This window comes from Candidatus Enterococcus wittei, from assembly GCF_002140175.1.
Lineage (GTDB): Bacteria > Bacillota > Bacilli > Lactobacillales > Enterococcaceae > Enterococcus_B > Enterococcus_B wittei.
Window position 1 is genome coordinate 841,143 of sequence record NZ_NGMO01000002.1, and the last position, 14,836, is coordinate 855,978.

The window sequence follows — 14,836 nt, forward strand, 5'->3', positions numbered from 1 at the left end:
GTCTTATTCATTTGAATATAGATGGTTAAATTTTCTGTGGATTCAGACTGTAGGAGGTTATAGATCAAACTACTGATATAGTAAACAATCAACGTCTTTTTTGGATGATCGATGAATATTTCATTGACGATTTGTTTTATTTTTTTGATATGCAAATTACCTTCATCGATTTCATGGGCCCCCTTTGGATAGTGAAGAGAATAGAAAAAAGGGGCTGATTTTCCTAAGAGCAAAATATAAATTAAGGATAACATGAGATAATAATTGTAAAAATATTTTTTCTCTGAGGAAGAAATGACTGGGAAAAATTGTGCGAGTTCCTTTGTTAATAAAGCTATTTGTCGACAGAGACGATTACTATTGTTCGCTACGATATAACCAAATAACATTTTTTGTTGTGTAGAAATTAAATTTGGAAAAAAACAATAAATCAAAAAATTGAAATGTAAAATTTCTTCCATAGCAGTATCCAGAGGGAGTAATGAAAGAAAATGATTTTTAAGATTACCAGAACAATCATGACTTTGTTGTAACAATTCCAAGACATTGCGAATTTCCGCCGATTCAGAAAGGATCAACGCATGCTGCTGGGTGCGGATTGTAAATAAAGCAATCAATAAATAAATGTTTTCTTGGTATTTTATTGAATATCTTGAAACTAATAGCTCTTTAGAGAGTTGTTTTTCTCTCTTAAATTGAGACAATTTAATTGTCTCAAATGGCCATTCCATGCCTTGAAATGCGTCAGAAAGAAACAGATATATGTATACACCTGTCTCTTATACACATCTAGATGTGTATAGATCATCATTTTGCTTTCTTGATATGAAGGATCAATTTTTATTTCTCCTTTAGGGGTTGAGTAGATAAATGATGAGATAGCTAATCGTTGCTCAATCGTTAAGTTGAGTTTCCTAATCAATTCTTTTATCGTTCTTTTTGGTATGCGTAAGTCATAAGAAAGCTCTTGTAAGGAACAGGTATCGTGTTGGGTAATAGCATATAGAACAAGCAATTCTTTTTTTTTTGCATCAATTAACATAAATAGGCTCCTTTTCTTTCGAATATTGTATAGGGGGGGACATAAAATGTGAGTGGAAAGTGTTTTCAATGTATGCTATTCTCACATAGTAATGGAATTTGATTATATAACTTGTTATTTTAAAAGGTATGGATTTATTGCTGTCTCTTATACACATCTAGATGTGTATAAGAGACAGGGATAGAGGAATCTATCTCTACTTCATTGAGTTCTTTTCCACATAAGTGAATTAGTTCGCTTATTTTTCTGTCTGTGCTATCATTAAAGATAGATAAAAGGAGCTGATAATTATGAAAACATCAACAAAAGTAACGATTGGATTGAGTATTGCAGCAGCTGCTAGTGTAGCAACAGCAGTGGTGGTTTCAGGTAAAGTCATCGAAAAAATCCATCATATAGGTAATCGTACAAAAGTAAAGAAATTCGTTTACGATAAATTTGATGGAAATGAAAAATTATTGGACGTGGTAGATCATTTATCAGACAATGATTTAGAATCATTAATGGGTATGCTAGAAAAGATCAAAATGGGTAAGAAAAAAATTTCCGTGTACGGGGATTCTATTAAAGATTCAACAGAAGATGCCAAAGGACGACTAATGAGCATTATTGAAAAAATGATGTAGGAGTCAAACTTAAATTAAAATATAATTTATAAAAAGTGTTATAACAGCAAGAGTTTTGTCTTGAGGAGTAAATCGGCTTAAAACAAAATCATGTTCCTTTTTTGAGTATTTGGCTCATTACAAAGAACAGCTGACAGAACACTGATTACTTGATATTAAAGAGCGTGGGACGAAAGTATTTATTTACTCTTGCTTCACGCTCTAAATACGTATAAACGGCGGAATCAGAAGCAACTCCTTCGATAATAAACTGGAATTCACGAAAATTGCTTTTCAAATTTTAGTGAATTCCAGCTTATTTCTCGGAGTAACCACTTCTGTCCCAGCCTCTTTTTTTGGTAATAGATGCAGATTGAAGATTTCTTAGGAATGGAGTAAAAGCAAGTAACAAAAAAGTAAATCATCAGGCTTTTTTAAATTGAAGCCTGATTGATCATAGAATTTTTCAATCCGATACTTTAAGGTATTACGATGCATATATAATGTTTTTGCGGTTGAGCTGATATTACCAAGATTTTTCCATAATTCTAAAATGATTTTATTCATTTTATGGTATTGGATCAACTCTTGATATTCAGTGACAAGTTGACTGCTGGCATTAATTTCTCTTGTATAATAGTAAAGTGCAATTTCTTGAATGGAAATTGTTTTCCCATATGTTTGAAGGTGATCACGCTCGCTGAAGAAAATTTTACGTTCCTCCGAAAAAACTGCAACAATATTTTGCTTAGGGGGATGAAAAGAACCGACAAACGCTTGTGTGGTAATATCAAAATCAGCATCTAATGTTAAAAAGATTCCTTTTAATTCTAAAGTATCCAAATAATCTTTATTTCTTTTTTCGATCATTAAAGCATCTTTCTCAGTATAAAAGAAAAAATCAGTCAAATGAGGAAATATCTCAGAGATGGTTTGCTGCCATTCTTCTTGAAGGAAATCGCCTCTTGCTTCAATATGGATTTGGATGATTCGATAGCTTTCTTCTAAAATATACGTTTTTGTTTCAAATAAATAATGATACCATGGGTGATTCTGCAAATGATTAGTTGTTTGGAATAGCGTTTTCAAAAGTTTCATTTCTTGATGGGAAAGGGAATTTTTTTCAATCCATAAGAAAGAATCTTCAACTACTAATGAAAGAATCTTCTTGTCGGAAGCAGGAAAATTCTTTTTTTGTGCATTTGGGTATAAGTCAATCAATTTTTGTATATCCACTATCTTCACCTCTTTCTTAGTTTAACATAGGACACTTATGTAAGGGAAAAACTCTTTGTCATTCAAATGAAAGCCAGTTATAATGTTTGAATATATGAAACAAGTAACTAGAAAAAGGTAGGGGAAATTGTGGAAGGTAATAAACAAAAAGTAGTTAGTAAAGAAGATTGGATGAGCTTAGCAATCGAAGAAGCAAAAAAAGCAGAAGAACTCGCTGAAGTTCCTATTGGAGCAATTGTTGTTTTGAATGGAAAAGTAATTGGTCGAGGACATAATTTACGAGAGACTACTCAAGATGCAACGACTCATGCTGAAATGATTGCCATCCAACAAGCTTGTGAGACAGTTGGTAGTTGGCGACTTGAAGATGCACAATTGTATGTGACTTTGGAGCCATGTCCAATGTGTAGCGGAGCGATGATCTTATCAAGAATCAAAGAAGTTTACTTTGGGGCATTTGATCCAAAAGGTGGAACCGCTGGGACTTTGATGAATTTATTAGAAGATGAACGGTTTAACCATCAAGCATATGTAGAAGGTGGTATTTTGGCAGAGGAATGTGGGAATTTACTAACGGTATTTTTTAAAAATTTAAGAGCTAAAAAAAGAAATCAAAAAAAGGCTAGTCAAAAGAACGGAAATGAGGTATACTAGTTCTTGCCGAAAGGCTAGGACAATGGTGGGCTTGTGAAGCGTGTCAGATCCGGAAGGAAGCAGCACTAAGCAGGTGCCGCCATGTGTCTGATTGATTGTTTACGAGCATAATGCTTGTTTTTTTTGTCGAAAAAATGAATGGAAGATTGATGAGTTTAGGTTTAAGTTGAAAACCTAAACTCTTTTTTTATGTACTAGAATTTTTTGGAAACATCAAAACATTTTCAAGTGAACAAACAATTCTGCTATGTTATGATGAAGAAAAGTGAGGTGAGTAATACATTGGAAGAAATCGTTCTTTTACACACCAATGACTTGCATTCCCATCTAGAAAACTGGCCAAGGATCAGACGCTTTCTAGAACAAAAAAAGCGAGAAAACGAAAAAAAAGCTACTACTACGACTATCACAGTTGATTTAGGTGATTTTGTAGATCGCTGGCATCCATTATCAGAAGCAACAAATGGTCAAGCAAATGTGGAATTAATGAATCAAATCGGATATGATGCTGCAACGATCGGAAACAACGAAGGTGTGGGAAATTCGAAGGATGAATTGAATCATTTATATGACTATGCGAACTTCGATGTACTACTTGATAATTTATTTGATGAAAATACATTGCAGCCGCCAAAGTGGGCAAAACCATACAAGATAATCGAAACAAAACAACAAACAAAAATTGGATTAATTGCTTTTACAGCACCTTTTCCATTGACATATAGTCCTAACGGTTGGGATATTCGTCAACCATATGAGATTTTACCAGAATTAGTTGAAAACCTTCGACCAAAAGTGGATGTATTGGTCTTAATGAGTCATTTAGGGATTCAAGATGACCTCCAAATCGCTGAAGAGATTCCAGCCATCGATGTGATTTTAGGATCACATACTCATCATCTATTCAAAGAGGGAAAAGTCGTCAATCAAGTACAACTAGCAGCAGCAGGAAAGTATGGACAATATGTAGGAGAAGTTCACTTAACACTTGAAAATAAGAAAATAGTCAAACACAAAGCAAAAGCAATCCCTACTGAAAGTATGACAGCTTTTACAGAGGATAAAGAAGAGATATTAGCTTACCAACAACGTGGGCATGAGCTGCTAGAACAAAAGAAAGTAGCAAATCTACCATTTGCTTTGTCTCTTGATATTTTTGATGAGCACTCCTTTATTCAAGTAGCGTTAGAAGCCGTGAAAGAAAGAGGACAAACAGAAGGAGCTATTTTAAACAGTGGTTTGTTCCTTTCAGCAATTCCCAAAGGGCTCGTGGATCAAGATCAACTTCACAGTGCTTTACCACATCCCATGCATTTGATTAAAGTCTCCCTAAAAGGGGTAGACTTGATCCGTCTTATCTTAGAAATTGAAAAAAATCGCCTTTTTTTACGTAATTTCCCAATGAGAGGGATGGGATTTCGTGGAGAAATCTTTGGTCAGATCGTTTATAGTGGGATCACCTATGATTCAATCAACCATCAAGTGTTTTGGTTGAATCAGCCGATTGAAGCAGAAAGAATTTATTCATTGACGACAGTCGATCATTTGATGTTCGTGCCTTTTTTTCCAACGATCGAGATCGCAGGAAATAATGAATTTCTATTTCCTGAATTTATCCGTACAGTAGTAGGAGATTACCTAAATGCTCACTACCCAATATAGTGAAAAGAAGGTATAATAAATGAATAGGTGGTGAAAGCATGTCGGCTAAACAAAATGACCAACATACAATTGACAATGAAAACAGTCAAAATCTAACAGAAAAAAATGCAGAAGAACAAACAGTCACAGAAGAAATAACTGCAGTTTTAGAAGAAATCATCGAAGAACCTAAGACAGAAAAAGTCAAAGGAGAGTTAGTGACTCTCTTAGATCAAACCAATTTATTGATTGGCGACAAGCAATACCGAATCGTTACTGACTACCGTGAAGGATTTAATGCTGAAAAGCTTGGAGAAAGATACAGTGAAGTACTATCAAGATACGATTACATCGTAGGTGATTGGGGCTATGAACAACTACGCCTAAAAGGCTTTTTTACAGCAACAAATCGGCGTGCCCACCCAGATCAACGTATCGATGCATTAGAAGACTACTTATATGAATATTGTAATTTTGGTTGTGCTTATTTTGTCATTGAACGTATTGGCGGGAAAAAAGAAAAAAATACTCAGAGACGTAAAAAGAAGAAAAACCAGAATCGCCCTTCATATGCACACATTGAAGAGAAAAAAGCACCGGTTGAATCTCGTAAACAACCTGTAATCAAACAGCGTAAACCGGTTCGAGGAAAGACAGAGGCAAAAGAAACAGAAAAAATGAATAAGCCAAAATCCAATGCGAAGAAAAACTTTACAATAAGACAAAGGGAAGAGTAATTAGATGACTTATAAAGGATTTTTGATTGATTTAGATGGAACAATCTATCGAGGAACGGAGCCGATTCCAGCAGGAAAAAGGTTTGTTGAAGAATTACAGAAAAAGGATCTCCCTTTTTTATTTGTCACAAATAATACAACGAAGACGCCTCAAATGGTAGCCAAACGTTTAGAAACTGAATTTGATATCCATGTCGCTCCAGAAACAGTTTATACAGCATCTCTTGCAACGATTGATTTTATGAAAACTGATGCAAAAGGAAACAAGGTATATGTGATCGGTGAAGCAGGTTTGACTGAATTGATCCTTGAAGCAGGCTTTCAATGGGAAGAAGAAAATCCAGACTACGTAGTTGTGGGCTTAGACAACTATTTGACCTATGAAAAAGTAGTGACTGCTACTCTTGCTATCCAAAAAGGTGCAACGTTTATCGGTACAAACCCAGATAAGAATATTCCAACGGAACGTGGTCTCCTTCCAGGTGCTGGCTCAGTCGTTTCTTTTGTCGAAACAGCCACACAAACTGCGCCTATTTATATCGGAAAACCAGAAGCGATCATTATGGATAAAGCAGTTGAAATACTAGGATTGAAAAAAGAAGAAGTCCTTATGGTCGGTGATAATTACGAAACAGACATTCAAGCTGGTATACGTAATGGTATCGATACATTACTAGTCTTGTCAGGGTTTACGAAGGAAGAAGATCTTCCGCATTTACCGACTCCGGCTACAATTGTGTTGCAGTCTTTAGATGAATGGAGTTTCTAGAATGCGCAAAAAACAATGGCAGTGGCTGGAATATGGCGGTATGGTCAGTTTATTTTTAACATTAATAAGCTTAGCTATTGCCATTACGATCAACTTTCGACTACTTTATGTGTTCGATATCAGGTATTTAAATATTTTAAATAATACAACCCTTGATCAAGCAACTCTGTTGCAGAATTATGATCAGTTAATGGCTTACTTGAACAATCCATTTCAAAAAGTTCTTGAGTTAGCTGACTTTCCAATGTCAGCGAGTGGGCTACAGCATTTTTATGAGGTAAAACAGCTGTTTTTACTGAATTATGCAGTTTTTTTGGTTTCGCTGATTCCTAGTGTTTTTTTTATTCGGAATTTAAGGAAAGAACAACGTTTATGGCGGCTGATCCGACCTTTCCAAATCGGTATGGGTGTTCCAGTAGTCATCGGTTTTTTTATGCTGATCGGCTTCGACCGTTTTTTCATTCTTTTTCATGAAACAATCTTTAATAATGATGACTGGATATTTGATCCAAGGACTGATCCCATCATCAATGTATTGCCAGAACAATTTTTTATGCATAGTTTTGTGCTGTTTTTTATACTCTTAGAAGTATTTTTCGCATTGGTGATCTTTATTGGGAAAAGAGAGTTTAAGAATCAGAAATGAAAGAATTAAGAGTGACTAAAAACTGGTTGGTTAGACCTTTTAATGTTAGAGCAAAATGCAGCAGTCTCGGTGTTAATTAATGACATTTTTGCTACATTCGATAATAAGACAAAAACATACTAAGATTAGTGGGTAAGATATTCGACGGAATATCTTACCCACTATTTCTCTTATTCGAGTATAGTGAGAGTGAAAGGAAGCTCGCTCATACGCTCATGGACCTTGAGTCCGAATCAAAAAACGAGCTCCCTCACTGTCATTCTAGAATCTGTTTTAAGTATGTTGGGACTTCGAGTCCGTGTAAAGGAAAGTCGAATCGGAATGAATCAGTGAAGGTCTTTCAATCAAATAATCAAGGAGAAGTCGCCTGTCATTTATTTTTGCTTTTGACGTATCTAAAGGTGAAAGTTACAAAGTACTTTACCATAATCAACACTGTCTATCAGAAGGGAAAGTCTCTCACAATCAAGAAGGGTTCCGTCAGTTACTTGAAGAAATCACCGCACTTCCAGAAACTCCTGAAATTGTTTTTGAAGCAACCGGTGTCTACTCTCGTCCATTAGAAAAATTCTGCCAAGATAATCGATTAGCCTACTGTCTTTTAAACCCTTTGGAGGCAAAAAAACAACTGGAAGAGGGGACACTGCGTAGTTGGAAAACAGATAAAATCGACGCACATAAATTGGCGCAAACTCATTGGAAAAATACCCGTTTGCCAAAAATACATCAAGCAGAAGTGTTTCAGGAACTACGGGATCTTGCGCGTTTTTATCAAGAACTCGAAGAGAAAATTTCTCGCGTGCGCATGGATCTTCATCAGGCACTTCAATTAACCTTTCCTGAGTTAGAAAACTTCTTTTCCAGTCGTGTTACTCCTTACGCATTGTCGTTAATCGAGGCGTTCCCTCACCCCATGTTCGTGCTTGCCTCTACTCGAACAAAAATCAAAAATCGCTTGGTAAAAAGCACCCGAAAACATATTTCTGATAACAGAGCGTGGCAGAAGGCGGATCAACTTTTCGCTTATGCACAAACTTCTTATCCTGCGGTAGATTCCTCCAGTATTCATTGTCAGAAAACGTGTTACTATGCGCGTCTCCTTCAAGATTTACTCGAACAAAAAGAACGCTTGATGGCGCAAATGATTCAATCTGCTCAAGCACTTGAAGAATTTGAAATCTATCAGTCCATACCTGGCATTGGTGCGCCCACTGCGGCTCTTTTAATTGGTGAATTGGGCGATATCAGACGGTTTCCTACCGCAAATCAGCTCAATGCATTCGTCGGTATTGATATTCTACGTTTTCAATCTGGGAACTATGTTGGAAAAGATCACATCAATAAACGAGGCAATCCAAAAGGAAGAAAAATTCTCTATTTCGCGATTCGCAATATGATCCGACAACAACACGCTGCACCGAATCATCTCGTTGATTACTATTACAAACTAAAAAAGCAACCCGTCCCTAAAAAGGAAAAGGTTGCCACAGTCGCCTGTATGAACAAGCTTCTGAAGTGTATGCATTCCATGGTCAGGAATCATACAATGTACGCTTATGCGTATACGGCCTCTAACGACCAATAAGGGATTAACCTTATAGACTCATTATAGCACAGACCAAGTAAAAAAATTTTCTTATTCCTTGGTTTATTTCGTATACCTTCATTTTCTTCTTCTGATTCTAGATCAAAAATAAATCATTTGATTTATAAATTTCTCTTGACTAATCGTAGGAAAGAGCGTGAAACAAAAGTATGATTTACTCTTGTTTCACGCTTTAAATACCTATAAACGGCGGAATCAGAAGCAACTCCTTTGAAAATAAGCTGAAATTCACAAAAATTTGAAAAGCAATTTTCGTGAATCCCTTTTTATTTCTCGGAGTGAACCACGTCTGTTCCAGCCTTTTCTTATTGATTGAATCAAGGTGCAACTGTTGCGAACCCTGATAAACGGTGGTCAACCAACAGACCTTCATCACTAAGTCAAAATCGCAAAAAAATATGAAAAGCTATTTTCCTAAGTCACGTCTTAATACTCGGAACTGAAAGGCTTTTTCACAACTTTATTGTGTCAAGCGACTTCTTTTTTCGGGCTCTTGGTGTGCCAACCGGCTTGCAGCGGAAGCAGCGATTGCGCCTACGATATCATCTAAAAAAGTATGAATATTTTTTCCATCATGGCTATTGAGGCGTTTTAAAATTCCTGGTTTCACTTTGTCGATGTAGCCGTAATTTGTAAATCCAATCGTCCCATACACATTGACGATGGACAAGGCTAATATTTCATCGATTCCATATAATCCTTCGTCATCTTCAATAATCTGTTGGAGTGGGGTCATCAACTGATTTTTTTCTGCCATGATATCTAATTGAATGCCTGTAATAATGGCATTATGGACTTCGCGTTTGGTTAAAACAGCATTAATGCTTTCAGCACAATCTGTTAACGTCAAGTCAGAGATGTAATCTTGCTGCAAAAACATAACCAATTCCGCAATATCCTCAATCGTTACACCTCGTTCTTCTAAGAGGCCACGTGCCTTTTCCTCTAGCGTTTCTTTTTTGATAACCATCTTTTTTCCTCCCATCATTTTTATCGTTCATTCTTTAATGGTACCTTACTAGGTTGAAAAATCAAAGAAACTTACAAAACTTTACAATAAAGCATAGAAAAGTAGGATCAAATGATAAGATTAATTGGAACCAAAAGTTTTATCGTATAGGCTAGTACTATGACCAGGTTGTGTGCGTTCTTTAGGATTGATAAAATGAAGGGCATTGTTTACAGCAGTGGGAGCTTCTCCAAATCCTGTTGCAATCAGTTTCACTTTACCTTCGTAAGAACAGATGTCACCTGCTGCATAGACACCTGGTATGGATGTCGACATATCTGAATGAACAGCGATGGCGTTTCTTGAACTTTCAAGTCCCCACGAAGACAGATGCTCTAAGTTAGAGGTGAATCCATAGTTAACAATCAAAGAATCAATCATCAAATGGATGGTTTCATCACTTTTTACTTTTTTTAACTGAAGTTCTGTCAATTCTCCATCCACACCAGACAAGCCATCAATTAAATATGGAGTCAATACATTGACAGACGAAGCATTGAGTTTACTTACGCTATGTTCAAGCCCTCTAAATTCCGCTCTACGGTGAATCAAATATACTTCACTTGCAATTGGTTCTAACATGAGTGCCCAGTCTATAGCAGAATCCCCGCCTCCAGCAATTGCTACTTTCTTCCCAGCATACTTCATTAAATCATTGACGAAATAATCCAATCCATGATTTTCATAATGTTTGGCATCGTCTAGGTTTAGCTTTCTTGGTTGAAACGATCCGCTACCTAACGTTAAAATCACAGCTTTTGAATAGTGGATCCCCTTTGTTGTAGTGATTTCAATAATGTCATCTTCTTTAGTAATGGACAATACTTCTTCATTTAAATGAAATGTGTGATTAAAAGTTGTCAACTGTTTTTTTAGATTGTCTACAAGTTCAACCGCCTTGATTGTTGGATATCCAGGAATGTCATAAATATATTTTTCAGGATAAAGGGTTGTTAATTGTCCACCAAGTTGTGGCAAACTATCAATAATATTTGTTTTTGCTTGGCGCATCCCCGCATAAAAAGCAGCAAACATTCCAACAGGTCCTGCTCCGATAATAGTGATATCATAAATTTCCACGTGAGATCCCTCCTCATCACACACTATAACAGAATTCAATTGAGAATTCTTCTCAAATAGACTGAAGGCGAAATATTCTTTAAGGTAGAGTACAAAAGAAAAAATAGCTTATTAAGAAATAGTGTCTCTACGTAGTCATTAAATATAAAAGAGTTCATTGCATAGATATATTTTGGTGAACCATTTTTTCAGACAACACGAACCCTATTGCTCATTAATGATAGAAATAATGACAGATCAATTCGTACGATTATTTTCTTGATTTTTTACACAGATAGATAAAGTAGCAAATAAGTAGCCACAGTTAAAAAAAAGAGTGTATAATAGTCTTTCCCATTTGTAATTGGATCTTTTTATTTTTAGTGCGTTTCATTTAGCAGTATATGATTAGATTATGTTATGATTGCTGATGAAGAAATAATATTTAGGAGGAAGATAATATGACATTCCCACAGTTAAACTTGTCGAATGAAAAGGGGCCTAAAGCCGTTATAAAAACCAATCGCGGAGACATTACAGTTCAATTATTCCCTGAACTAGCACCTAAAACCGTACAAAACTTTGTTGAACTAGCTAAGAAAGGATATTATGATGGAGTCATTTTTCACCGTGTAATCCCTGATTTCATGATTCAAGGAGGCGACCCAACAGGAACAGGTATGGGCGGTGAAAGTATCTATGGTGATAGCTTTGAGGATGAATTTAGCCGTGAATTGTTCAACTTGCGTGGTGCGTTGTCTATGGCGAACTCTGGACCAAATACAAACGGTAGTCAATTCTTTATCGTGAATAACACAAACGTACCTGAAAACATGCTTACTCAATTAGAAGGAGCAGGTTTTCCTGCAGAGATCATTGAAGCTTATAAAAATGGAGGTACTCCATGGCTTGATTTCCGCCACACAGTGTTTGGTCATGTGATTGAAGGAATGGATACTGTAGATGAAATTGCGAATGTACAACGTGGGCCACAAGATCGACCTGTGCATGATGTAGTGATCGAGAAAGTTGAAATTTCAGAATAAAACCAAAATTCTAGGGAGAGTAATCTCTCAAATAAGTGGACAAAGTAGTTCTATTTGAATGTTCAATATCATGAATAAGCTGAAGTATCTGAAAATAGCTTTTCCTAATTTCAGGGCTTCAGCTTATTTCTTAAAAAATAGGTATAACTATCATTTTCAGTAAAAGATTATTTTATGATCTTCTTCTTGTGAGGAAACAAGATGAGGGAACATACTAGATGAAAGTGGAACTGAGAATAGTTTTATTTACCTAACCATCTTTCAGTAAGTCATCTCCATTTTAAAAGAATTATTCTATTAATATTAATTGGAGATCTAAGATTAAATTTTAGAGATTTCACTTTTCTTGTGTTTATACATATTTTGAAAAATCTTGATGGATTAAACTGTCAGAATTTTCTTTAGCCTGACGATTGATTAAATCATCAGTTCATCTATAGAAGGGAGTTATCAATCCTATATAACAGTGAGAACTTTTCAACTTTGCGTTATTGATAATTTCTAAAAGAAGAATCTGATACGTGTCTTCGTTTTAAATCTTTATTTTACAAACTTCTTTTTTTTCAATAATTACAGTATAATGAGACTTGCGAAGAGAGGGAAGCATATGACTTATAGAATCGGACAAATAATTAATGGGAGAATTACTGGGATACAGCCATATGGTGCATTTGTATCTCTTGATGAAGAAACACAAGGTTTGATCCATGTCTCTGAAGTACAATCTGGCTTCACTAAAAGTATCCATACTTTATTGAAAGTAGGGCAGCCGGTAACTGTACAAATCATCGATATTGATGAATATTCAAAAAAAATCAGTTTATCATTACGTACCTTAGAAAAAAAAGCTACTGCCATTCCTTATCGAAGAAAACGATATTTTACAAATAAGAATAAAAGAATTGGCTTTGCTACAATTGAAGAGCAATTACCAATCTGGATCACGGAAGCATTATATGAGCTAGAACAAAAAAGAAAGTAAGAAATAAAAAGTGTATTTTTTCTGAAAATATGCTAAAATTCCATTATAAGCCACAGAACAAGTTGATCGAGGTGGAAATTTTGGCAAACAAAAGAGTCGCTGGTACAATTATGTTGCATTTGGAGGATGGATCTAAAAAATTTTTAGTTCATTCAATTGATAATAAGTTGGAATTCGCATTAGCAGACCTTTCAAGTGAAAAAACAGGGTTAGCAAACATACTTAGCTTTTTGAAGGAAATTGTTCATATCGATGTGAGCAAAATTAACTTAATGGAGTTGACGAATACACATATCAATCAAGAAAATATTCCTTTGTTTGTTTTTGAAGCAGAGCAAAAGAATCAACATGAACAATTAGGTGAAGGCTATCTTTGGGAAGACCCTGATCACATGCGTAAAGTTCTAGGAACATACGAAGTCGATGGTGTACCGTTGTTTTAACAGTCTAAGAAATATTTTTAAAGAAGTTTGATAAAATATCAAACTTCTTTTTTTAATGCTTTCATTGATTGAGAAGGGGATGAATGTTCATCTTTTAAAGATTTTTATTGGTTATTCAGTATGAAGAATTAATAAAACTTTAGTTTATACGAATGATTGGATTTTTAGTAGGTAGATTAAATGCTGCCAGAAGATAAAATATATATTGACGAGAGGTAGGGAACATGATAAATTAGAAAACGTTGGCTCGATGATTTAGTTACTGAAAAATATTGAGAAAACAATCAAAAAAACTATTGACCTCTGTAGGGATGCATGTTAATATAACGAAGTCGATTTTATTTGAACATCTATTGAAGTTGATCTGATAAAGAAATAAGTGAAAAAAGATGTTGACAAATAACAAAGGATGAGTTATGATATGTGAGTTGCTAAAACTATCTCATGAAAAATGAGATAAAAAACTTTTAAAAAAGTGTTGACAAACACTTGAGTCTTCGCTAAGATATAAGAGTTGTTACGGCAATCATAGATAGCGGATTTTTGATCCAATATCAAGTAGACCTTTGAAAACTGAACGAAGTAAGACAAACCAAATGTGTAGGGCGTCTTGATTGATTCAAGACAACAAACATTTTTAACAAGCAAGCAATATGCTAGCAACCAAATTGAGCTTAACAATCGCAAGGTTGTTCTAACTTTTATTATGAGAGTTTGATCCTGGCTCAGGACGAACGCTGGCGGCGTGCCTAATACATGCAAGTCGAACGCTTCTTTTTCCACCGGAGCTTGCTCCACCGGAAAAAGAGGAGTGGCGAACGGGTGAGTAACACGTGGGTAACCTGCCCATCAGAAGGGGATAACACTTGGAAACAGGTGCTAATACCGTATAACAATCGATACCGCATGGTTTTGATTTGAAAGGCGCTTTACGGTGCCGCTGATGGATGGACCCGCGGTGCATTAGCTAGTTGGTGAGGTAACGGCTCACCAAGGCCACGATGCATAGCCGACCTGAGAGGGTGATCGGCCACATTGGGACTGAGACACGGCCCAAACTCCTACGGGAGGCAGCAGTAGGGAATCTTCGGCAATGGACGAAAGTCTGACCGAGCAACGCCGCGTGAGTGAAGAAGGTTTTCGGATCGTAAAACTCTGTTGTTAGAGAAGAACAAGGATGAGAGTAACTGTTCATCCCTTGACGGTATCTAACCAGAAAGCCACGGCTAACTACGTGCCAGCAGCCGCGGTAATACGTAGGTGGCAAGCGTTGTCCGGATTTATTGGGCGTAAAGCGAGCGCAGGCGGTTTCTTAAGTCTGATGTGAAAGCCCCCGGCTCAACCGGGGAGGGTCATTGGAA

General features: G+C 36.0%; 14 protein-coding genes, 1 rRNA gene, 1 other RNA gene and 1 pseudogene. 12 read left to right on the forward strand and 5 right to left on the reverse strand.

The features are described 5' to 3' along the window. Window positions 1-704 (reverse strand): annotated as a pseudogene (locus A5844_RS14260) (helix-turn-helix domain-containing protein); the annotation flags it as partial. Beyond that, window positions 659-1,042, reverse strand: coding sequence for a hypothetical protein (locus A5844_RS07935; RefSeq protein ID WP_179190565.1), 384 nt, complete (start codon window positions 1,040-1,042; stop codon window positions 659-661). The pseudogene A5844_RS14260 and the gene A5844_RS07935, both read right to left, overlap by 46 nt. Before the next feature lie 290 nt (window positions 1,043-1,332). On the opposite strand from A5844_RS07935, the gene A5844_RS07940 reads away from it, so the two are divergent. Then, window positions 1,333-1,668, forward strand: coding sequence for a hypothetical protein (locus A5844_RS07940; protein WP_086284656.1), 336 nt, complete (start codon window positions 1,333-1,335; stop codon window positions 1,666-1,668). Between the two features lie 363 nt (window positions 1,669-2,031). Here A5844_RS07940 and A5844_RS07950 read toward each other — a convergent pair whose 3' ends face one another. Then, window positions 2,032-2,883 (reverse strand): helix-turn-helix domain-containing protein, encoded by an 852-nt coding sequence (locus tag A5844_RS07950; RefSeq protein WP_086284657.1) that lies wholly within the window; start codon window positions 2,881-2,883, stop codon window positions 2,032-2,034. A gap of 129 nt (window positions 2,884-3,012) precedes the next feature. Between A5844_RS07950 and tadA the strand changes: the two genes are divergently transcribed. From tadA to A5844_RS07985, 7 genes are all read left to right on the forward strand, one after another. After that, the gene (tadA, locus tag A5844_RS07955; RefSeq protein WP_373419210.1) at window positions 3,013-3,537 is read left to right on the forward strand and encodes a tRNA adenosine(34) deaminase TadA; all 525 of its coding nucleotides are present in this window, start codon (window positions 3,013-3,015) and stop codon (window positions 3,535-3,537) included. A gap of 6 nt (window positions 3,538-3,543) precedes the next feature. Next, window positions 3,544-3,642: signal recognition particle sRNA small type (gene ffs, locus A5844_RS07960), an RNA gene on the forward strand. A 177-nt stretch (window positions 3,643-3,819) separates the two neighbouring features. Continuing rightward, the gene (locus A5844_RS07965) at window positions 3,820-5,199 is read left to right on the forward strand and encodes a bifunctional metallophosphatase/5'-nucleotidase (RefSeq protein ID WP_164498434.1); all 1,380 of its coding nucleotides are present in this window, start codon (window positions 3,820-3,822) and stop codon (window positions 5,197-5,199) included. A gap of 38 nt (window positions 5,200-5,237) precedes the next feature. Then, window positions 5,238-5,915, forward strand: a complete 678-nt coding sequence (locus A5844_RS07970) for a YutD family protein (protein WP_086284659.1) — start codon at window positions 5,238-5,240, stop codon at window positions 5,913-5,915. Between the two features lie 4 nt (window positions 5,916-5,919). Continuing rightward, a complete protein-coding gene (locus A5844_RS07975) occupies window positions 5,920-6,684 on the forward strand; it encodes a TIGR01457 family HAD-type hydrolase (protein ID WP_086284660.1) in 765 nt (254 codons plus the stop codon). Between the two features lies 1 nt (window position 6,685). After that, window positions 6,686-7,330, forward strand: a complete 645-nt coding sequence (locus tag A5844_RS07980; protein ID WP_086284661.1) for a TIGR01906 family membrane protein — start codon at window positions 6,686-6,688, stop codon at window positions 7,328-7,330. Window positions 7,331-7,697: 367 nt separating this feature from the next. Continuing rightward, window positions 7,698-8,915, forward strand: a complete 1,218-nt coding sequence (locus tag A5844_RS07985) for an IS110 family RNA-guided transposase (RefSeq protein WP_086284662.1) — start codon at window positions 7,698-7,700, stop codon at window positions 8,913-8,915. A gap of 481 nt (window positions 8,916-9,396) precedes the next feature. Here A5844_RS07985 and A5844_RS07995 read toward each other — a convergent pair whose 3' ends face one another. Beyond that, window positions 9,397-9,906: a phosphatidylglycerophosphatase A family protein gene (locus A5844_RS07995; RefSeq protein WP_086284664.1), complete on the reverse strand. Its 510-nt coding sequence runs from the start codon at window positions 9,904-9,906 to the stop codon at window positions 9,397-9,399. A gap of 120 nt (window positions 9,907-10,026) precedes the next feature. Further along, window positions 10,027-11,025, reverse strand: a complete 999-nt coding sequence (locus A5844_RS08000; protein ID WP_086284665.1) for an NAD(P)/FAD-dependent oxidoreductase — start codon at window positions 11,023-11,025, stop codon at window positions 10,027-10,029. Window positions 11,026-11,465: 440 nt separating this feature from the next. On the opposite strand from A5844_RS08000, the gene A5844_RS08005 reads away from it, so the two are divergent. The 4 genes from A5844_RS08005 to A5844_RS08020 form a co-directional block, all read left to right on the forward strand. After that, a complete protein-coding gene (locus A5844_RS08005) occupies window positions 11,466-12,050 on the forward strand; it encodes a peptidylprolyl isomerase (RefSeq protein ID WP_086284666.1) in 585 nt (194 codons plus the stop codon). A 607-nt stretch (window positions 12,051-12,657) separates the two neighbouring features. Further along, the gene (locus A5844_RS08010; RefSeq protein ID WP_086284667.1) at window positions 12,658-13,032 is read left to right on the forward strand and encodes a CvfD/Ygs/GSP13 family RNA-binding post-transcriptional regulator; all 375 of its coding nucleotides are present in this window, start codon (window positions 12,658-12,660) and stop codon (window positions 13,030-13,032) included. Window positions 13,033-13,112: 80 nt separating this feature from the next. Next, window positions 13,113-13,475 (forward strand): hypothetical protein, encoded by a 363-nt coding sequence (locus A5844_RS08015; protein ID WP_086284668.1) that lies wholly within the window; start codon window positions 13,113-13,115, stop codon window positions 13,473-13,475. A gap of 702 nt (window positions 13,476-14,177) precedes the next feature. After that, window positions 14,178-14,836: ribosomal RNA gene (locus A5844_RS08020) — 16S ribosomal RNA — on the forward strand; the annotation flags it as partial.